The organism is Caballeronia sp. SL2Y3, from assembly GCF_022879575.1.
Taxonomy (GTDB): Bacteria; Pseudomonadota; Gammaproteobacteria; order Burkholderiales; family Burkholderiaceae; genus Caballeronia.
Window position 1 is genome coordinate 560628 of the sequence record NZ_CP084263.1, and the last position, 20894, is coordinate 581521.

At 62.3% G+C, this 20894-nt stretch carries 19 protein-coding genes; 12 read left to right on the forward strand and 7 right to left on the reverse strand.

All coding sequences use genetic code 11. The annotated features are described in order from the left end of the window. The first annotated feature begins 440 nt into the window (after positions 1-440). The 6 genes from LDZ26_RS25615 to LDZ26_RS24955 all read left to right on the forward strand — a co-directional run bounded on the left by LDZ26_RS25615 (position 441) and on the right by LDZ26_RS24955 (position 5807). Positions 441-2141, forward strand: a complete 1701-nt coding sequence (locus tag LDZ26_RS25615; protein ID WP_305038325.1) for a methyl-accepting chemotaxis protein — start codon at positions 441-443, stop codon at positions 2139-2141. A 16-nt stretch (positions 2142-2157) separates the two neighbouring features. Then, entirely contained in the window at positions 2158-2430 is a 273-nt protein-coding gene (locus tag LDZ26_RS24935) for a hypothetical protein (RefSeq protein WP_244851380.1), read from the forward strand. Positions 2431-2501: 71 nt separating this feature from the next. Then, positions 2502-2945, forward strand: a complete 444-nt coding sequence (locus tag LDZ26_RS24940; RefSeq protein ID WP_244851382.1) for a response regulator — start codon at positions 2502-2504, stop codon at positions 2943-2945. A gap of 167 nt (positions 2946-3112) precedes the next feature. Then, on the forward strand, positions 3113-3418 hold the full coding sequence (gene flgM / locus LDZ26_RS24945) for a flagellar biosynthesis anti-sigma factor FlgM (RefSeq protein ID WP_244851384.1): 306 nt from the start codon (positions 3113-3115) through the stop codon (positions 3416-3418). A gap of 671 nt (positions 3419-4089) precedes the next feature. Next, positions 4090-4365, forward strand: coding sequence for a hypothetical protein (locus LDZ26_RS24950; RefSeq protein ID WP_244851385.1), 276 nt, complete (start codon positions 4090-4092; stop codon positions 4363-4365). Between the two features lie 548 nt (positions 4366-4913). Continuing rightward, the gene (locus LDZ26_RS24955; protein WP_244851387.1) at positions 4914-5807 is read left to right on the forward strand and encodes an ATP-grasp fold amidoligase family protein; all 894 of its coding nucleotides are present in this window, start codon (positions 4914-4916) and stop codon (positions 5805-5807) included. Between the two features lie 282 nt (positions 5808-6089). Here LDZ26_RS24955 and LDZ26_RS24960 read toward each other — a convergent pair whose 3' ends face one another. After that, positions 6090-7283 (reverse strand): glycosyltransferase, encoded by a 1194-nt coding sequence (locus tag LDZ26_RS24960; protein ID WP_244851389.1) that lies wholly within the window; start codon positions 7281-7283, stop codon positions 6090-6092. Positions 7284-7786: 503 nt separating this feature from the next. Here LDZ26_RS24960 and LDZ26_RS24965 point away from each other — a divergent pair. The 6 genes from LDZ26_RS24965 (at position 7787) to LDZ26_RS24990 (ending at position 13034) form a co-directional block, all read left to right on the forward strand. Continuing rightward, positions 7787-8914, forward strand: coding sequence for a hypothetical protein (locus LDZ26_RS24965; RefSeq protein WP_244851390.1), 1128 nt, complete (start codon positions 7787-7789; stop codon positions 8912-8914). A gap of 164 nt (positions 8915-9078) precedes the next feature. Next, positions 9079-9966 (forward strand): ATP-grasp fold amidoligase family protein, encoded by an 888-nt coding sequence (locus LDZ26_RS24970; protein ID WP_244851788.1) that lies wholly within the window; start codon positions 9079-9081, stop codon positions 9964-9966. 8 nt (positions 9967-9974) lie between these two features. Then, a complete protein-coding gene (locus LDZ26_RS24975; protein ID WP_244851392.1) occupies positions 9975-10520 on the forward strand; it encodes a DUF4142 domain-containing protein in 546 nt (181 codons plus the stop codon). A 101-nt stretch (positions 10521-10621) separates the two neighbouring features. Further along, positions 10622-10882: a hypothetical protein gene (locus LDZ26_RS24980; RefSeq protein ID WP_244851394.1), complete on the forward strand. Its 261-nt coding sequence runs from the start codon at positions 10622-10624 to the stop codon at positions 10880-10882. Positions 10883-11009: 127 nt separating this feature from the next. Beyond that, positions 11010-12023, forward strand: a complete 1014-nt coding sequence (locus LDZ26_RS24985) for an ABC transporter substrate-binding protein (protein WP_244851396.1) — start codon at positions 11010-11012, stop codon at positions 12021-12023. A gap of 54 nt (positions 12024-12077) precedes the next feature. Continuing rightward, positions 12078-13034, forward strand: a complete 957-nt coding sequence (locus LDZ26_RS24990) for a TauD/TfdA family dioxygenase (RefSeq protein ID WP_244851397.1) — start codon at positions 12078-12080, stop codon at positions 13032-13034. Between the two features lie 51 nt (positions 13035-13085). Here LDZ26_RS24990 and LDZ26_RS24995 read toward each other — a convergent pair whose 3' ends face one another. From LDZ26_RS24995 to LDZ26_RS25020, 6 genes are all read right to left on the reverse strand, one after another. Continuing rightward, a complete protein-coding gene (locus LDZ26_RS24995) occupies positions 13086-13910 on the reverse strand; it encodes a CHAD domain-containing protein (protein ID WP_244851399.1) in 825 nt (274 codons plus the stop codon). Between the two features lie 112 nt (positions 13911-14022). Beyond that, positions 14023-15693: a metallophosphoesterase family protein gene (locus LDZ26_RS25000; protein WP_244851401.1), complete on the reverse strand. Its 1671-nt coding sequence runs from the start codon at positions 15691-15693 to the stop codon at positions 14023-14025. A gap of 24 nt (positions 15694-15717) precedes the next feature. Continuing rightward, positions 15718-17184, reverse strand: a complete 1467-nt coding sequence (locus tag LDZ26_RS25005) for an esterase-like activity of phytase family protein (protein ID WP_244851403.1) — start codon at positions 17182-17184, stop codon at positions 15718-15720. A gap of 113 nt (positions 17185-17297) precedes the next feature. Next, on the reverse strand, positions 17298-18590 hold the full coding sequence (locus tag LDZ26_RS25010; RefSeq protein WP_244851405.1) for a sugar efflux transporter: 1293 nt from the start codon (positions 18588-18590) through the stop codon (positions 17298-17300). Positions 18591-18702: 112 nt separating this feature from the next. Next, positions 18703-19485, reverse strand: coding sequence for an SDR family NAD(P)-dependent oxidoreductase (locus tag LDZ26_RS25015; RefSeq protein ID WP_244851407.1), 783 nt, complete (start codon positions 19483-19485; stop codon positions 18703-18705). Between the two features lie 58 nt (positions 19486-19543). Then, the gene (locus tag LDZ26_RS25020; protein ID WP_244851408.1) at positions 19544-20845 is read right to left on the reverse strand and encodes an L-fuconate dehydratase; all 1302 of its coding nucleotides are present in this window, start codon (positions 20843-20845) and stop codon (positions 19544-19546) included. Between the last annotated feature and the right edge of the window lie 49 nt (positions 20846-20894).

Here is a 20894-nt window from a genome sequence, read left to right on the forward strand (position 1 = left end):
ATGGCGCACTTCGGCCGCTGATCGCTTGTTGGCGGACCGCCGTGCATTGCATCGCTGAGGCGGTTCTTCCGAAGGCGCTGTCGAAGGCAGCCGCGATCTCCCTTTCCAAAGCGCACGACTAGCGCTTCGTCCACTGCGCCGTCGAGACGACGCAGCCAAGCGCGAAAGTGCCGCGATCACCCATCACCAAGACCAGCAAACTCGCGACAAGCGACCCATTCGGTATCCATGCCGACATGCGCATCCGAGCGCAGTAAAGTCAACGTAAAGCTTCCATCCTTTCTGCCGATACTCAGAAAGGAAGGCGACAGTAACCAGCGATTCAATTCCGACAGGCGATCCCTGCAGGAACCCAGCAACCGGCGACCGGCCGCGCTACGCAGCAGTTAGCAAGCGCCTTCCGAAAACACGTCCTGAACAACCGGTCCCCGGAATCCTAAATGAACCTGCACAACTTCAAGGTCGGCGCACGGCTGACCATCGGCTTCGGCGTCGTCGTCGCGCTGCTCGTCCTCATCGCGACGATCAACTTCCTCAATATGCGCGGTCTCGATAGCGAGATCACGCTCATCACCGATGACCGGATGGTCAAGGCCGCAGAGGTCAGCAAAGCGAAGGATTCCGCCAGCCAGACCGTGCTTCGGCTCCAACGCGCCGCGATCACCGGAAAGCCGGAGGACGTCGCCGCCATGCAAGCCGGTGTCCTCGAAGCAGCCAAAGCGACCTCGCAGCGGCTCGAAAAAGTGGACCGCATGATTACGTCCCCGCGCGGGCGCGAGCTTTTCAATGCGCTCGTCGAGGCGCGCGCCGCGAACACCGCAGCCCGTCAGGAAGCGGTCAAGCTGCTGACGGCGGGGCAGATCGAAGACGCCCGCGCGCAACTCGCGGGACCGGTTGCAACCGCGCAGGCCAAGTATTTCACGACACTGGACGCGCTCGTCGCGCATCAGTTCGAGCTCGCCGACGAGTCCGCGCGGCACGCCCACGCCGCCTATGACCGAGCGGTCGCGCTGTCCTTCGCATCGACGATAGCGGCGGTGCTGGTGGCGATCGCCGCGATGCTGGTCATCACGCGATCCGTGACCAAGCCCCTGGCTGACGCGCTGGCGGCAATGAAGGCGCTGGAGCAGGGCGATCTGACGCACCGCGTCGAGGTCGTCGGCCGCGATGAACTCGCGACGTTGATGGTGGCGGTGCGAGCCGCGTTCGCGAAGCTCTCGTCGCTCGCGAACGGCATCAAGGAGTCCGTCGACGTCATTCGAACGGCGTCGGGCGAGATTGCCGCGGGCAGCACGGACTTGTCATCGCGCACGGAACAGCAGGCCGCCTCTCTCGAGGAAACCGCGGCCAGCATGGAAGAGCTGACCGCGACCGTCAAGCAGAACGCCGAGAACGCGCGACAGGCCAGTGGTCTCGCCGACAACGCGAGTACCGTCGCCAACGAAGGCAGCGCCATCGTCAGCCAGGTCGTCGAGACGATGACCGGCATCGAAGACAGCTCGGCGAGGATCGCCGAGATCATCGGCATGATCGAAGGCATCGCGTTCCAGACGAACATCCTCGCGCTCAACGCGGCGGTCGAAGCCGCACGAGCGGGTGAGCAAGGCCGGGGCTTCGCCGTCGTGGCAAGCGAAGTGCGCAGCCTCGCGCAACGGTCGTCGGCTGCGGCCAAGGAAATCAAGGAATTGATCGAGACCTCGGGCAGCCGTGTTCAGACCGGAACCGAACTGGTGGCGAGGGCCGGCGACACGATGCAGCGCGTGGGCACCGCGATCAAGCGCGTGACCGACATCATGGGCGAGATCGCATCGGCCTCGAACGAACAGAGCCGCGGCATCGAACAGGTGAACCAGGCCATCTCGCAGATGGACGAGGTCACGCAGCAAAACGCGGCGCTCGTCGAAGAAGCGGCGGCAGCGGCCGGCTCCATGGAGGATCAGGCGAAGCATCTGACCGCAGCGGTCGCTGTGTTCCGCACGGCGCAGTCCTTCAACGCGCCGGCGGCCGGCGGCTACGAACAGAAGCCGATGCAAGTGTCCGTCACAAAAAGAACGCCCCCGGCGACGCGTGCGACGAAGCCCGTGGTCGCGCCGCCAGTAGCGGTCGCGGCAGCCGCTGACGGCGACTGGTCGACGTTCTGAGCCGGAAGGTGTCGCCATGCGGCTGACAAACCGGCGCGCGGGTCCACAGGCGCCGAATCACGCAAATTCGCCTTGCAACGGAGAATCGCAGGGCGAGTTTCTTGTCCGAAATGAGGTGGGTGACATGGTCAAGCAATTGCATGAACTTCGCCGTCGGCTGGCGGCGATGGAAAACGATATCGCGCAAGAGGCGATCGAGGCCGTCGTCAAGGCTTGTTTCGAGCTGGACGAATTCCTTCGGTCGAGTGGCGGTCCGCCGGGCGATACCTCGCGTTGCCCGAGCGCGTAGTGAGCTAGCGCTGCGCATGGCTGCGTGCAGTGCGCGATGCGCAGGAAAGAAAAGAGAGAAAGGATTGACAGATGGTTAAAACGGAAATGCGTTTGCTGGTAGTCGATGACTTGACCACCATGCGCAGTTTGATTCGAAAGATGCTGAAGGCGATCGGCTATACGCTGATCGACGAAGCAGTCGATGGCGTGTCGGCCCTCGAGAAACTCAAGACGCAGCGGTTCGACCTCGTCATCACGGACTGGAACATGCCGAACATGGACGGGCTGACGCTTCTCCAGGAGATTCGCCAGTCCGAGGAGCACGCCGACGTTCCGGTTCTGATGGTCACCGCCGAAACCCGGCGCGAGAACGTCATCGCGGCGATCCGCGCGGGTGCGAGCGGCTATGTGGTGAAGCCGTTCTCCGAAGCTGCGCTTGCAGACAAGCTGGCCCAGATTGCGCCGCTCCAGCAGGCAAGCGCGCCGGCCGACCGCGGCGCGTCCGTCTTCGGCGCCGTCTTCATCAACGCGTGAACGGCGTCTTTTACACTTTGTTGCAAACTGTTGCAATTAGCCGGAAGCCTTGTCGGATAAGGCTTTCGGGCGATTCCCGGGGCGTTCGGCCGACCGCATGGGGCGTCGGATGGTAAAGGTTTCAACGCAGGCACCGTTAAGCATTAAAGCCAGCGAGAACCGAAACCATGAACATCCAGACCATCAAAAGCGCAGATTCCTCGACCCAGATCACCGTCAAGCGCGCGGCGGGCACCGGCACGAAACCGAGCGCCAGCAGCGCGCAACAGCTCGCACCCGCCGCGACCGAAGGCTCTGCCATCAGCCTGTCGTCCAGTGCGGCGTTCTCTTCCCACGCATCGGACATCGATACTGCCAAGGTGGAATCCATCAAGGCCGCATTGAAAGACGGTAGCTATAAGATCGACTCGTCCGCCATCGCCGACGGCATGCTGGGCACGGCGCGAGATCTCTTGCGCGCGAGTTCGCGTTAAGCGGACGTTGAAGTGCCCGGAGATTGGATCAGCAGTGCGCGGTGGCATCGGCCGCCGCCGCTCCAGTATCGGCCAAGTTCCCACAACGGCTAGCGATTAGCTTCGCGTTGCAGCTACGGTCATAGCATCGTCGTCTGGTCGCCACAGCGCCCGGACGATCGCTAGCCAGCACGCTCTTCTCCGCATTGCCGCTACGACGCCACGCGAGCCGTCGCGAACGAGCTTCTCCCTTCGACATCCACCGGTCCTAAGGCCGCGGTCGATTCGAGAGTAGCGATACGTACTCCGAATCGACCTGGCATTGCCGAGCACCATGGCGGTCATGAGGGTCTCGCGCGGACCACGCGCAGTTGCGCGGGCGCGCTTTTCCTGCTAACGCCCTACGTGGTCCATCGCGGTGGCAAGTACACCGGCAGCGGCGACTGGCACGATGGCGCGGACCATACGCAAGGCGCTCCGCTGTACACGGGGAACTTCTTAACACCGCAGTCCAGGCGGGCGCTTGCCGCGCGCCGTCACCTAGTAGCATTGCGCGGTTTTCTGCCGAGCAATGAACCAGTTCCATCGAAAAAGCGTTGCAACGCCCTCGCGAGCCATGGTAGAAGCACCGCTGCGTTCGCAGCCGTGCGGCGCGTGTAAGGAATGGGTTCGTTGCCACGAAGGAGCAGAAGTTGAGAAGGACCGCCGAAAACAAGTTGAAGGTGGTCGCGGTACGAGTCGAGCCAGCAATCGAGCAGCGGTTGCGGCTACTGGCGGAAGTAACGGGACGCAAGCAATCATTCTTTTTGCAGCAGATGATCGAACGCGGTATTGGCGCAATGGAAGATCTGTGGCTTCCTCCCGCTGTGCTCGAAGAAGTGCGGGGCGGCAATCTGCAGGCGCGGCAACCCGTGCCCGGAGCGACGCCTGACTTGTTCGGCGATCTGTCTGAAGAGAACGCGGGCTAGGCGCGTCGTTCCCTCGCTAATTCGCTTTTGCAAAATGAAAGCGACCGTCGAGAATGATTTGCGTTTCGGGCAGGTCGAAACCGATACGCTAGAACTCGCTTAAGTCGCTTTCGAAAAAAGGTAACTGGTGGCGCTATTTTTCCTATGTGCGCAGGCGCCCGATATTTGCCAGTCGATAATTCAAACGCTGCGCTTCGAGAAAGACCTCGGACGTAGTCACGCAGCGCGCGTCTTTCGCCGTAAGGCGTGAGTCGCTGTACGTCTTTCGGGCAGACGCCCCGGATACCCCTTCCCGGACGCCGATCGACGCAATACATACCGCAGGAATCGGTCTTGCTCCATGCTGCGGCGAAATCTTGCGGCTAATACAAGCAAAATCCGCAGGCAACCGTTTCTGGGGTGCTGTGTACGGTTCCGCACGGTGGTCGGACCACTGCCTTTGGGACGATTTCGGGATACACCTAACCGGTGAAAAAGCCCGAAGCGCCCGCCACCGTGGGCCGCGAATCGCGCCTAAACATTACATGACATTTACAGGGGGTAACCGGATGTCGCTTTCGAAAAGGCTCATTGACAGCGCCAAAGTCTTTCTGCCCGACGACGTCTTCTTGAGCTTCGTGCATCGCCGCAGAATCGGGCGATTTCCCAATCTCAAGCGTCCGCTCACCTTCAACGAACAGATCCTCAGCCGCTGCCTGCACCCGGATCCGCGCTACGTGGATCTCAGCGACAAGCTCGCTGTGCGCGACTTCATCGCTCAAAAGATCGGCCCGCAGTATCTGATCCCGTTGATCGCCGAACCCGCCGTATTCACCAAGACCGTCTTCGACCAGTTGCCCAACGAGTTCGTGATGAAGGCCAACCACGGCAGCGGCTTCGTGAAGGTCGTGCGGAACAAGAAGGATACGACGTTCGAAGAACTCGCGGCGCTGGCGCAAGAGTGGCTCGAGACGGACTTCTACAAGATTGCGCGGGAGCGGCACTATCGCGCGATCAAGCCGCGTGTGTATTTCGAAACGCTGCTTCTGGACGATAACGGCGTCGTGCCCGCCGACCTGAAGTTTCACGTGTTCAACGAGAAGTCGGGCAAGCAGACCATCTACATCATGGTCATCTCCGACCGCTTCGGAGAGACGCCGCGCGGCGACATCTTCGACGTCGACTGGAATGTGCAGGACATCACGTTCGGCGCGTACGCCCGCAGCGAGACGCCTGTTCCTCGCCCCAAGAATCTCGACGCATTGCTCGAAGTGGCGAACGCGCTCGCGAAAGACTTCGAATACGTGCGTGTCGATCTGTATTCGCGCAACGATGACATTTACTTCGGTGAACTAACGTTCACGCCGGGCGCGGGAGTTTTGCGGATGCTTCCCGAAAGCGTCGACTATGAATGGGGCCGGCTTCTGCAAATGACGCGCCGGCCGCTGCACGCCGGAGCGTGATCTCGCCGCGCGCCGCAATGGCGCGCGCAGTGCCTGCAAGACCGACGTCCGCGGCGGCCCCGCATGAATGCGGTGCGTGATGATCGGTCCGTCGCGCGTCGGGCGCCGCGCGTTGGCAAACCGACGACGACAAACGACGCAGCGACGCCAACGAGCCAAACTCACTCTCTGTCTCAGCCGCAGCGCGAATCAGCGACGCAAGGCTGAGAATAACGACTCAGCCCATAAGATGGCCGCTGAGTTTCCGGAAACGCCTGGCGGATTCAAAGAACACGCGGGACGCTATTTCTCCAGCACGTCCGAGCGCGGGGGCGACGCAGCGTCGAACGTATCCCGCGATGGAAGCGGTAGCGTCATCGCCCGTTGAGCCTGTGCCTCGAACGTCTCACGCGAGAAGCGGCGACGGAACTCGGCCGCGAGCGGAGCCATGGGTACCTCGGGCGCCGCGAAGATGCGTTTGACGAACGCCGTGTGATCGCCTGAAGGAAACAGCAACGTCTCCGGAAGGTAAGCGTCGAGTCCGGATACCCGCGATACGACGATCGGGCGCTCAGCGAGCACGGCTTCGATCATGACAAGCGGCACGCCCTCGAAAGCAGACGGCAACACCAAGGTGTCGCTCGCCGCGATATACGGCAGCACGTCCGCTTGTGCGCCCACCATGCGCACGTGCGCAGACAAGATCGGGCTTATCTGCACCCTGTGGGCCGTTCGCTGCGCGTCCGGTCCTTCACCGACGATGAGCACGATCGTACGCGCGAAGGCGTCGGGGTGCCGTTCTATGGTTTCGAGCAGAAAGTCTTGCCGCTTATGCGTGAAGTCGATTCGCCCGATATGCGCAATGATGGTCGTCCCGTCGTCCGGCAGGCCCAGCATGGCGCGGGCCGCTGACTGCGTGAGCGTGGATCGTGCGAAGCGGTCGTCCACGCAGTTTGCGAGTATCGTCGTGCGTGCATTCGGCGCGAGCGCGCGCAGCTTGGCGCGTAGGTGTTCGTTGAGCGTGATGAATTCGTCCGGCATGCGATAAACGCCGCGCTTCACGAGCCATTTCATTCGGTCGATCAGGCGGCCGCTGCCGGGACCGTCGCCGACGAGCGGCAGATAGCTCACCGAACGCGTACGCGTCAGCCGTGCAGCGAAGAGTCCGGCCAGGCCCGAAACGATGGTGCCCTGTGCGACGAGCAGGCGCGTGAGTTTCAGTCTGCGCAGAACGGAGCTTGTCGAGCGTGTCACACGAAGCAGCGCGAACGGATTGCCGCGTATCGATTCGGCCGTATATGGCAAGCCAATTGTCTGGACTTTCGGATGAGCGCGCGCGAGGTCTTCGACGAAGCCATACAGCGCGGTGTTCTGCTTCGGCGCGAGGATATACAAGGTGTCGATCTGCGCGTTTCCGACGAGCGCAACCATGAAGCGCTTGAGCATCTCCTCGTGCCCCCCGTTGATGCCCGAATCGCAATAGATCCCAACCTTCACGGCATTCTCCGTTTTTGTGCGCGTCCTCGCGCTTTCTTAATGGCCTTGCGGCCGACAACGCCGAGCATGTCTATTCGTCTTGAATGCAATGGGCCGCCCTTAAGGAGTCACGAACGCCACCAATGGAAGCTTAGGCAAAAAAGGGATGAATTATTAGCAGTCGCGCGCAGACCGAGTGGACCGTTGAAGTCATGTGCGGTCGGCGACGCGTCACAACACCGTTTGTCTGTAGAAAGGCTTGAAGCATCGTTCAGGCCATGCCTTCGCACTGTCGTCCACGACGCTCAGTGTAAGGAAAACAGCAACCGGTGTCTGCCGAAAAAAATGCCTGAAAGAAGGATCGAAGGCAGCTGTATCGCCCAGGCAATCTCTTCTACCTAACTGTGCATAGGTGTGCTAAGGTCGGGTCGATTTCGATGTGCGGTGGTTTCGTCGTCTGCAACATCGCTTTCGAGTCCGATGCACCAACGCGTCGCAGACGGCGCTCTAACCGATATGTGACCATGAATCAGCGGGAAGAGTTGCGCTCGCTTTACTGCGTCGTTTGTCCTCGTTGCGAGAGCGTATCGCCGGCGGATAACTTATCGTGTCCTTATTGCGGCGCGGATCGACATGGAGCGGTGCTGACGCGAACCCAGGCATCGCTCTTCGGGATGGACGAGTCGGCACGCGCGATGGTGCGCGCCGCGTCATCGCAAGTCGGAGGCATGCGCCGCGATCAAACGGACGATGCAACCGCGGCAGGCCACGCGGATCGATCGGCAACGTTGCTTTCGATGCCAAGCTCCTTCGCTGTCAAGCGGAGTTCGATTACAGTGCTGGCCGTCGGCATCTGCATCGTGATCGGTATCTCCGCGTGGGTGCGAACGTCGCACAGTCCCGGGGCCAGCAACGGAGATGAGAACCGCGTCAGTGCAGTGGGGACGGTTCACAAGCTCCCGCCGGTTGCACCGGCCGCTCGCACTCAGCCGCGAGATGCGGCCGGAAGCTCGACGTCAGATGACGCAGTTGCGCGCGCTCAGGAACGCTTCGTCGCGATGAGGGGTGTACCCGGCCGCGCCACGTTCGATTTGCCGGCGCCGGCAGGCACCGCACCATGCGGGGTGATTGCATCGGCGCTTGCGTGCGACGCGTTGGCTGCAACGCAAGCGTCACCCTCTACGCTCGATGTTGGCGATACAAAGAGCACGGTCATTCCTGAAGCGCCTCATTCAACTGCGTCGACGTCGACGAGAGCCACGAAGGCGGCGACGCGCAATCAACGTCGCGCCGATCACACGTCGGCAAGCACGCGACGAGCATCGACGCGCTCCCATGCGCATGCCAACGAGAGGACGACCCACGCGCAGCCCGCTTTGCGCTCCGCTCGTCATGCGAAGAAGAACGACAAAACGCATCCGCGCGTGCGAAGCGTGCAGCGCGTATCGACACCGGCACGCGAAAAGGCCGACGCATCGGATGCGCCAGGCGGAGGCGCCATCGCACCGGCCGGCGATCCCGCGATGACGTCGTCCGGAAGCTGGAGGCCGAGCAGCGTTGCCGAGCCGAACGACAACATCCATTCGCGCACCGGCAGCTTGTTTCCGGCCGGTGCCGCTGCGGTCAATAAGGGGCGCGGAGAGGCGCACTGACGATGCGTGCGCCGCGCGACTCACGCGTTGCAATGTGGCGATCCGCACATTCGGTCACGTCGGTCATTTGCAAGAATCGTTCGCTGAAATCGTCGCTGGTGGAACGAGCCATAACGAGCAGAAGATCGTGCCACCGTCTTCCCCCGAGGCATGAGGGCTCCCGGATGTTTGCCAAGACACTCATCGACGGCGCCAAGTCGTGGCTGCCGGACTCGGTGTTCTTAAGCCTTTTGCACCGTCATAACGTCGGACGATTCCCGAACATGTGGAATCCCAGGACGTTCAACGAAAAGATCCTGCATCGCTGTCTCTATCCGGACCCGCGTTACATGGATCTGACCGACAAATTGAAGGTCCGCGATTATGTGGCGGACAAGATCGGCACGCGACATCTCATTCCTCTGCTGGCAGAACCCGGTGCTTTCACGAAAGAAGTCTTCGATGCCTTGCCTTCGTCCTTCGTCATGAAGGCGAATCACGGCAGCGGCTTCGTGGAGGTGGTGAAGGACAAAAGCCGCGTGTCGTTCGAGCAACTCTCGGCGTTAGCAGAAAAATGGCTGTCCACGCCCTTCTACAGAGTGGCGCGGGAACGCCATTACCGCATGATCGAGCCGCGCATCTTCTTCGAAGCGCTGCTGCTCGCCGAAGATGGCCAGGTTCCTGCCGACCTGAAGTTCCACGTCTTCAACTCGCCATCCGGCCAGCAGACGATTTTCATCACGGTAATATCGGGCCGCTTCACCGATCATCCTCGCGGCGATACGTATGACGCCGAGTGGCGGTTGCAGGACATCTGGTTGGGTCACTACCACCGTAGCGACACGCCTGCGCCGCCGCCGGAATCGCTCGATTCGCTGCTTGAAATAGCGGGCGTGCTGGCGAAAGAGTTCGAATACGTGAGAGTCGATCTTTACGAAGCCAACGGGAACATTTACTTCGGGGAACTAACGTTCACGCCCGGCGCGGGCGTTTTCCCGATGCGTCCCGATCACGTCGATTACGAATGGGGCCGGCTCTTCGAGGTGGACCCGCGACACCGATCCAGTAGATAGGCGCGAGCGTGAATGAACGAAGACGGAGGATCGCGTGCGGCTGCCTGCTTCTCATGGCGCACATCGTCGGCGCTCGTGCGCAGAGCCGGTCGCTCTCGGACGCGCAGATGGTCGGTGTTCTGCTGACCGCGAATCAGGCTGAGATAGCAGCGGGGCAGATTGCACTGCGCAGAACCCGGTCAACCAGCCTGCGAAGCTTCGCCACGCGCATCGTCGATGAAAACGCACAGATCGCACAGGAGACGAACGACATGTTGCGAAGGCTCGGCGCGAGCGCGCAGCCGAGCAGCATGAGCGACGCGCTCGCGCGTCAAAGCCGCGACGATACCGAGATGCTCGGCGACGAAGACGAATACGCATTCGCGCAAGCCTATCTCGAACGCGAGGTGGATTTTCTCGGGCGGCTCGTCAATACCGTCGATGACTTCATCCGATCCACGCATAGCGCGGATGTGAAGGTACTGCTCGTGCGAGTCCGGCCGGCATTCACGCTTCACCTGGATCAGGCGCGACGACTCCAGCTTGTGTTTCAACGCCCCGGCTTCGGTCATTAAGTACGACAGGCCGCGTCTGCAATGCATTCCACGAAGTCTTGTTTGCCGATTCCTTATCGGCGAGATAGATTCGAATCATTCACGCACTGTCGGAGCCGGCCATGTCACAGATCCTGACGCAATACTGGCAAGCGTTATGGGTGCCCGTAGGACGGGCTCGGCAACGCTGGCGGCAACGCGCCTATGAGCGGGCGATGCGAGCGTGCGGATGCTCGGACGCAAGCAAACCGAAGCAACGAGACGAGCAGGCAAGCGGCCAGGAGCGGCTCGAACAGATCGCCCTTTACGCGCGCGCGGGCTACTTCAACATGGGCTATACGGTAGACGCGTTCAGCGCGCCCGCCGATTTGCCGCCACATTGATTTCGACAAGAGCCGCGCGTTTCGCATATCGCGCGCAAGCATATTCGTAGCATTCTTCCTTCGTTTGTGCGCAAGCGCCGCGCTTGTACAGTGAACGCTCCTGACACTTCGCTCGGACGTTCAGCGCATGAGGGCATCTGCCGCATTCAATCGACTGCTTGTGCTCGTTATGCTCGTTGCATCGTTTGTTGCACCGGGTGCCGCGCACGCGGAAGGAACGGTACGCATCGTCGATCAATATGGCATCGGCTCCTTGCTCCTGAAAGTGGCGAAGGACCAGAAGTTGATCGAGAAAGAAGGCGCGCGCGCGGGACTGCATATCGACGTGCAATGGACCACGCTGTCCGGCGGTGCGGCGGTCAACGAAGCCTTGCTCTCGGGCGCGGCCGATATCGCCACGCTCGGCATCGGTCCGCTGATGACAATATGGGACCGCACGCGCGGTCATCAGGATTTCCGCGCGATGTCGGCGCAAAGCGCGGTGCCGGTGTATCTCGTATCGAACGATGCGCGCATTCGCAGCATCGCGGATATCGGCGAGAAGGACCGCATCGCGGTGGTGTCGGTCGCCGTCTCGCAGCAGGGGCGGCTGTTGCAGATGGCTTCGGCCAAGGCGTTCGGCGATGCCGAGTACGCGCGTCTCGACAGGTTCGAAGTGAACATGCCGCACGCGGATGCGACGACGGCCATGCTCGCGGGCAGTTCGGTCATCAACCTTCACTTCTCGAACGCGCCTTATCAGTATCAGGAACTCGACGACCCGAAAATTTACAAGGTCATCAGTTCGACGGACATACTGGGCGGCCCGGCGACGAGCAGCGTTGCCGTCACATCCGACAAATGGCGCAAGGACAACCCGCGGACCTATGCGGCCGTGCGCGCGGCGCTCGTCGATGCGGCGCGGCTCGTTCGATCGAACAAGCCGGAGGCTGCGGCCATCTATATCCGACAGGACGCATCGAAACTGTCGCCGACATTCGTCGAACGCATCCTGAACGACAAGGACGTGAGCTTTTCCACTACGCCCGAGAACACACTCGCACTCGGCGCTTTCCTGTTCAAGGTCGGCGTCATTCGTCACGAGCCGAAGTCGTGGCGCGATTACTTCTTCACCGACGATCCCGACGCGCAAGGCAGCTAACGTCGTCGGGTAGCTCGCACAAACAGACCAACATTCAAAGCGGAGATTTTGCTCATGAACGCAGCCGTCATCGCACAGCAGACAAACGAACACGACATCGAAGTGCGTCCTTTGTCGGCGCATATCGGTGCGGAGATTAGCGGCGTCGATTTGACGCGTGCGTTGCAGCCGGCAGAGGTTGCGGCGATTCGTGCGGCTTTGCTGAAGTGGCGCGTGGTGTTCTTCCGCGAGCAGTTTCTCACGCATGAACAGCATGTCGCGTTTTCGGCGCAGTTCGGCGAATTGACGGTCGGGCATCCCGTATTCGGTCATGTGCAAGGGCATCCCGAGCTGTACTCCATCTCGAAGTTTCGCAAGGCAACGCGCTTCGAAGGTCAGGCGCTGCTGCGGCCGTGGACCGGATGGCATACGGATGTGACCGCAGCGGTCAATCCGCCGTTTGCATCGATTCTTCGCGGCGTGACCATTCCGCCGTATGGCGGCGATACGCAGTGGACCAACCTCGTCATCGCTTACGAGAAGTTATCCGCGACGCTGCGCGCTTTCGTCGACGGTTTGCGCGGCATACATCGCTTCGCGCCGCCGCAAGGCGCGAGCGGCACGGATGCCTTCGCGAAGGCGGTCGACGAACACACGCTCGTCAGCGAACATCCGCTCGTGCGCGTGCATCCGGAGACCGGAGAGCGGGCGTTGTATGTGAGCCCCGGCTTTCTGAAGTCCATCGTCGGCCTGGCGCCGCGCGAGAGTCAGGCGCTGCTCGAATTGCTATGGGAACATGTGACGCGACCGGAGTTCACGGTCCGCTTCAAGTGGGAACCGGGCAGCATCGCGTTCTGGGACAACCGTACGACGGCTCACCTTGCGCCGACGGATATCTTCGATCTCGACTTCGACCGTCAGCTGTATCGCACGACGCTCGTCGGCGACGTGCCCGTCGGACCGGACGGCAAGCGGTCTGTTGCTATAGAAGGCTCGCCTGTCGGCGCGGCCGCTGCCGTCGCGTTGAACTGAGCGCAGCGGCGACCGGGTCGCCGCTCGTCCACATCGCAGGGTAGCCGTCCGCTAAAGCAGCTTGGCGGCGGCCTTGAACCTGCGCTTTTGTTCTTTTTCGAGGACGCGCAACGCGCGATCCGCCGCGCCGTCCGGCAATGCCGCGCGGTGCTCGAGCAGCAAATCCCGGCTCGCGACGACATCGTTCAGTTCACCGAAACGCTTTTGCACGCGCTTCAGGTTTTTCAGGCCCTTGCGCTGCTTCTTGCCCAGAAGCGGCTCGAAGAATTCCAGCAGATAGCGAACCTTCTTGCCGGCCTTGCGGACTTCATGAAACGACTCATAGTCCGAGCGGCCTTTGCGTGATGCCACGCGCATCCGCTTCTTCAACTGCTTTTGCGCTGCAACGACGCGCTGTCGAGCGAATTTGGTCAGCGGGGTGCGTTGCGCGGCCGTGTTCAACTCGCGATTCGCTTCGCTCATCGCTTCACGCAGCGTCTGCTTGACACTCGCATGAGCAAGCGTTTCGAGGCTCCTTCTCGAGGCTTCCGAGCGGCTCTGACGGAATGCGTCGAGCAGTTCGCGGTCGCCGGTGGCTTCCACGAGACCGATGAGGATGTCCCAGTCGCGCGTGTTGCCTGCGGCGTTCGCGAGGAACTTGTAAATGGCGCGCTGCTGCGTATCGAAGTCTTCGTGAAGAATGGGCCGGTACGCCCACAGCAGCGTGCGCAGGCGTCGGAGCGCCACGCGCAGCTTGTGCAGTTGTTCCGCCTCGCCTTCGTTTTCCAGCGCGGACGCCTGAGCGATAGCTTCGCCGACGAGCGGCTCTGCAAACGTCGAAAAGTTCGTCTCAGCGGTCGCCGGGCGATTGTCGGCGTTCTCATCGTCCTTTTTCATGATCGTTTCCCGGTGTGATGCAACGGCATCTACGAGGCAAGATTCGTACCGCATCAACCATGCGGTACGAGCCTTTCCCGTCGCTTGGGAAATTGTCACGAGACGTTCATATTCAGCGGCGGCGTTGCTTCTCGAGCACGATGGTTTCGAAGAGTTCGTACTCGGCGGTCGGCGTCTTGTCCGCGCCCGGCGCGTGATAGTAGTTCATCGTGATCGACGTCTTTCCGCCGCGTTCGCCCGGATCGTGATCGAACACGGCGATGCCGTAGCCCGTGCCGGTATCGCGCTGTGCGGACCAGATGGCGTCCTCCACCGCGTCGGCGACAGGGCGCACGAAGGTGCCCGCCGTCTTGCCGGGCACCGGGCGATTCCGCCTGGTGAAGACCTGCGCTTGCGGATTGCCCGTGCCCGCATCGGTGCCGTACACGTCGAGCGGCGCGCTCGTGCCGCCGCCGCCGAGTATCAGATGCACGGTGCCGTGCGTCGTGTCGATCGGATCGTTGGCGCGCTGCGTCGTGATCACCGGGCGCGGCTGCAATGTGTCGACGCGTTCGCCCGTCACGGCATCGCGGCCCGCGTGATGGTTGCAGCCGCGCACGGGATGGCTGCGCTCGTAGTCGTGATCGTGGCCGCACAAGACGAGATCGACGCCGTATCGGTCGAAAAGCGGCAGCCATGCTTCGCGAATGCCCTTGTCCGAGCCGTTGCCCGTCTTCGAAGAACTGAGCGCGTCCTGATGCATCTGCACGACGATCCAGTCGATGTCGTCATCGTGCTTCGCCTCGCGCAAGGTCTTCTCCAGCCAGCGCGTTTGTTCGCCGCCGCTATAGCCGCGCACGTAGAACGACGTGCCCGCCTCGATCGCGGGATGGCCGGTGCTCGCCGCCGGGACTAGCGGCGACGGTCCCGCGACGAACGCGGCGGCGTCCTGATACACGACATCGTCGGCATCGAGCGAAATGAACAGCACCGAACTCACCCGAAAGCTGTACCAGCGGCCGCCAAAGCGCGTGCCATTGTCGGGCAGCGTGTAGCGCGTGAGATAAGAATCGAAGCCCTGCGGGCCGTTATTGAACTCGATCTCATGGTTACCGGGACACGGCATCCATGGACGATTCGCGGCCGAGACTTGCGCGTTGTTGCCGAAGTCGCGCCACACGTCCGGCTGATGCGTCGGGTTTAGATTCGCGTAACAGAGGTCGCCGTTCAGCAGATGAAAGAGCGGCTGAAAGCGTTCGACGGCCTGCACGGCGAAGCGGCTTTGCGGCGATGACAGCACCCATCCCGTGTTGGGCGTCGCGAGATCTCCGTAACTCGTGAAGCGGAATTTGCAACGCCCGCGCGGCGCTGTGCGAAAGCTCGCGCAGAACGGCTGGGCCGCGTTGCTGTCGTTGTCGGCCGTGACTTCGTAGCGGTATGTCGTGTCCGGATGCAGACCGTCGAGCCGCGCGTGATATGTGCAGACGATTTCGCCATTGAGACCGTCGGTATAGGTGCGCTGCACTGCGTGCATGAGCCTCGCATGACCTTCGTGCGTGGTGAGGCGAACGCGCGGCTTGACGGCCGGCGCAAGCGACGCCCAGCTCACGACCACTTCATGCGCGGGATCTTCGCCCCATGTCAGGTGGATTTGCTCGGGCGTGCCGTCGGGCGAGGCCGCCGCTGCGTTTGCCGCGCCGCTAAGGGCGTTCGCGGCTGTCGCGAGCCCCGAGGCGCCGGCGAGCTTAAGGAAACCACGGCGCGATGCAACGCGCCCGTTATCGTGCGAATCGTGTGTCGTCATGGGAGGCTCGGTGTCGTGGGCGCGTCAGTGGCCGTGATGGTGGTCGTCGTGATCTTCGCGGTCGATCCGGCAGAACGCCTCGCCGTGATGCGGCAGGCGCTGCGCTTCGTAACCCGGAAGATCGGATGCATCCACCGCGAAGACGAAGAAGCGGTTCGGATTGTCGATGCCGTTCGGATGGTGCGTATCCGTCACCGTGCCGATGAAGTCGTTGTCGTTCGCGATGAAAAGCGTGTGCTTGAGCGCGCCGTTTATGCGCACGTCCGGGCCGAACGCGAGGCTTTCCAGCTTCGCGGGGATGTCGGTGGCCGCGAAGCCTTGCGCGGACAGCGCCGCGACCCCATCCAGAAAGAGCGTCTTGTTCAGCGCGAACGGCGCGAGTCCTGCGGCACCGCTCGCCTGGCTCACATCCTGCGCGCCCGCGAGATCGACCTTGTACACGCGCTTGAAAACCGCGGCGGAGTCGTCACCCAGACCTTTGCCGTCGCGTTCATCGAGCAGCAACTCGTGATCGTTGATGGCGACGATATCGCTGATCGTCGGATAGTTCGGCTTCGCGGTCGTGCCGATGTTGCTGAGCGGATAAGCGAACTGAGCCGTCTTGCCCGTGCGCAAGTCGATGCGCAGGATGCGCGTATAGCCGCCGCTCGTGCCGCCGTCTTGCAGCAGCGGGCTTTGCATTGCGCCGAAAAGCGTTTCGCCGTCGGGCGAAATGGCAAGGCCCTCCATGCCCTTGTTCGCGACGCGCCCCGACGTGTTCTTGCTGATCTCGTCGCTGCCGACGGGCGAAAGCGTCGTGACCGCGAACGATGCCGGCACGCGCACGACCGCCGTGCGCTCGCCGGTGCGGCGATCGAAGCGATAGATGTATGGGCCGTACTCGTCGGAGATGAAGACGCTCGCGCCATCGCGCGATACGCGGATGCTTTCGGGATCGAAACGCGCATCGAGCGGATACGTGGACGGCTGCGTCGGCGCGAAGTTGTCGGAGCGGCCGGTGAAGTAATGCGTATGGTTCGTCGCGTTAAGCGCGGGTGCGCCGTTGCCGACGCCAGCGGCTGCGCCATCGCCGTACACGAGCGCATCGCGCGTATGAAGCAAGGTCGTATCGAGCAGACGGGGCGTGAGCGTGTAGGGCAGCGTGCCGTTCTTGCCGGACGGTTCGAGCTTCAGACTCAAGGTCTGGAAGCGATTGATGTACGAAGCGGTATCGTCGAGCGCCTTGTTATACGAGATCGCGTTCGGGCCGCGATCGGGCACGGCGAGAAACGTATCGCAGCCCGCATACGCGAGCCCCGAGCCGAGTCCGCCTAGCAGATTGCCCGGCGCGCCGTTTTCGAGCGGCGCGGCGGTCTGCTGCGAGCGGTCCACGCTGTTGCCGCTCAATTGGCCGATGGCGATGAGATCGACGCTCGCCCACGCCGATGAACATGCCGCGCACAGCGCGAGGGTCAACGTCACATGACGCGCAACAGCGGGGGCTCGAAGCATCGATGTCTCCTTCATCCGGCATGCGAAGTGATTGGACTCGCATTATTGCGGGATTGAAGTGACGTTTGTATGACTCATGCAATGAACGGCTCGTCATACCGAAGCCGGCGCCCTCAGCGTACCGGCATGCGCCATTGATTCACGCGGACCCATACGTATCGCGCGATCAATCTGAACGGCGGATTGGCGAACAGCACGAGCGCGCCGAGCGCGAGGCACCCGCAGACGAGAAACGTGCCGCGATAGCCGATGGCTGCGACGAGCGCGCCCGATAACACGCCGGAAAGAATGGAGCCGACGCGCGATGCGTTGAAGAATAGCGCTGTCGCCGCGCCGGGATTGCGCGGCATCAGGTCCTGTACGTAAGTCATGCCGAGGCACGAGGTCACCGCGACGACGAACGCGTTGAACGCCTGCATCGGAATGAGAAACTGAATGGATCGGGAGGACGCGACCGCCACGAAGTACACGATATGCACGGCCGCACATGCCGCGAGCCAGCGTTGCTTGTCGAGATTCGAGCCGCGCGCGCCGAGCGCGAGCATCATCGGAATCTCGAGGAACGCGCCGAGCCCGAGCATGATCGACACTTCGATCTGCGTGCCGCGCAGTCCCTGCACGACATAGAGCGGCAGCACGATCATCGTCGCGTTGGCCGCAAGACCGATGAGCGTCAAGGCAATGGTCGCACGCCAGATCTGCGCGCGGCTCGCGGGCACGTGCTTCGCCGCATCATGCGGTTCGTCGTGCTCGGTCATCGTCGTGACTTCGAGCAATGAGGCAGGATCGCCCGCATAGTGCGCGTGCGGCGCAGCGGGCTTCTCCTTGTCCTTGATGCGCCATGCGATCGCGCCGCACGCCGCGAACGATGCCGCCGCGAACAGAAAGAGGCCGTGAAAGCCCGCAGTGGCCAGCACCAGCGCGCCGACGGACGGACCGAAGACCCACGCCATAGAGAGCACCGTGCGCAGCGTGGCGAGCGCGAAGGAACGCTCGGCGTCATCGGTGACGGGCAACGCCGCGCGCCCGAACGAGAACACGAGCGTCATCGCGGCGCTGCCGACGCCGAGAAACACGATGCCCACCGTCACGAGCGACGCATAGCTGCGCAGCACGCACAACAGCACGAAGCCGAGTGCCGACGCGGCCAATGCGCCCATCAGCAACACGCGATGATGACCGTGCTTATCCGACCACTTGCCCGCGAAGGCGCTCGCGAGCACGCCGCTTGCCGCAATGAGCGTCATGAAGAGCCCGAGTTGCAGCGGCGTCATGTCCGCCTCCTGCACGCCGAAGAGCGACAGAAACGGCGCGGTGAATGACATGGCGACGCCGAGCATCAGCGTGACGCCGGCAAGCGGCATGAAAGAATGCAGGCGCGCAAGACGAAAAAAGCGAGCGTCCATCAACGGGGAAATCCTTCGGAAAATGCAGGCGCGAAAATGCGTGCGCGTAACAGTAGCGCAATCGACATTCCGCGCGTAAAAGAGTGAGCGATTCTAGTTGGAGGAGAAGGGATCACGCCTGCGGCGGCTGTCCGTTGGATGCGCTCAGGCCGCCGTCCACGGGAAGATTCACGCCCGTCACGAAGCGCGCATCGTCGCTCGCGAGAAACGCGATGACGGCGGCGATGTCGTCCGGTTGCGCGGCGCGGCCGAGCGGAATGCGCTCGCGGAACTTGGCCATGAGTTGTTCGTCGCCGAGCATGTCTTCGGTCAGTTCCGAGGCGGTCAGGCTCGGGCAGACCGCGTTCACGCGCACGCCGTCGCGGCCATGATCCATTGCGAGCGCGCGCGTGAAGTTCGTCACGGCGCCTTTCGCCGCGTTGTAGAAGCTCATGCCCCAGTCGCCGCCGAGGCCCGACACCGACGATACGTTGACGATCGAGCCTTTCGCCTGAATCAGATGGCGAATGGCGGCGCGGCTGCAATAGAAGACGCCGTCGAGATCGGTCGACATGATCGCGCGCCAGTCGTCGAGCGATGCCTCGTCGATGCGGCCCGTCGGCGCGACGCCCGCATTGTTCACGAGCACGTCGATGCGCCCGAAGCGCGCGATGGTGGCGTCGATCAGCTGCTGCGCGTCTTCGAAGCGCGAGACATCGCACGCGTGGACGAGCGTGCGCGAGGCATCGAGATCGCGCGCCACGCGTTCAAGCTTCTCCCGCGTGCGGCCGGCGAGCACCACGTATGCGCCCTCGGCCGCGAACCGGCGCACGGCGCCTTCGCCGATGCCGGAGCCCGCGCCTGTCACGATGACGACTTTCGAAGCGAAGCGGGAGGACTGTGTGGAAGCGTTCATGGTGATGGTTCCTCGTTAAACGAATCACCCGAACGCGCAGATTTCATTCCAGCGTCAGTCACTTCACGCGCCACGCTTCTCCGTCCGGAAAGTGATGTTTGTCGAGCGATGCCGCGTGCATTTCGATGCTGTAGCCCGGCCGCTGCGGCGGCATATAACGGCCATGGCGGATCACCACCGGATCGATGAAATGCTCGTGCAGGTGATCCACATATTCGAGCACGCGATTCTCGAGCGATGCCGACACGCAGATGTAGTCGAACAGCGAAATATGCTGCACGTACTCGCACAAACCGACGCCGCCTGCATGCGGACACACCGGCACGCCGAACTTCGCCGCCATCAACAGCACGACGATCACTTCATTGAGACCACCGAGACGGCAACTGTCGATCTGACAGAAGTCGATCGCCTCTGCTTGCAGCAACTGCTTGAACATGACGCGGTTCTGGCAATGCTCGCCCGTCGCCACGCCGATGGAACCGAGCCTGCGCCGAATGGCCGCGTGCCCGAGTATGTCGTCGGGGCTCGTCGGTTCCTCGATCCACCACGGGTCGAATTCGGCGAGACGCCGCATGTTCGCGACGGCTTCATCGACTTCCCATACCTGATTCGCGTCCATCATCAGCTTCGCGTCCGCGCCGATTTCTTCGCGCAGAATGCGGGCGCGGCGCACGTCTTCTTCGAGATTGCCGCCCACTTTCTGCTTGAAGTGCGTCCACCCTTGGGCGACGCCTTCGCGGGCCAGGCGGCGGATCTTGTCGTCGTCATAGCCGAGCCATCCTGCCGATGTCGTATAGGCCGGGTAGCCCTGCGCGAGCATCTCCTTCTCGCGCTCGCCGCGCGTGCCGGCGTGGCGGCGCAGCAGCGCAATGGCTTCGTGAGGCGTGATCGCATCGGTCACGTAACGGAAGTCGAGACAACGCACGAGTTCTTCGGGCGTCATGTCGACGAGCAGCTTCCACACCGGCTTGCCTTCGGCCTTCGCCCACAGGTCCCATACCGCATTGACGACGGCCGCCGTCGCGAGGTGAATCGCGCCCTTGTCCGGACCGATCCAGCGCAATTGACTGTCGGAGGTGATCTCGCGCCAGAACGCGCCCATGTTCGCCGCGATGTCTTCGAGCTTCTTGCCGACGACGAGATGACTCAGAGCTTCGACGGCGGCCACGCAGATTTCGTTGCCGCGTCCGATGGTGAACGTGAGTCCGTGTCCGCTGATTCCGGCGGATGAATCTGTTTCGAGCGTGACGTACGTGGCGGAATAGTCGGGCGCGGCGTTCATTGCATCTGAACCGTCGAGCGAACGCGAAGTGGGAAAGCGGATGTCCCGAACGGACAGCTTGGTGATCGTTGTCATGGGTATGCCTCCGGGGCAATGTGCGATCGACTACGGTCTGCGGGAAAAC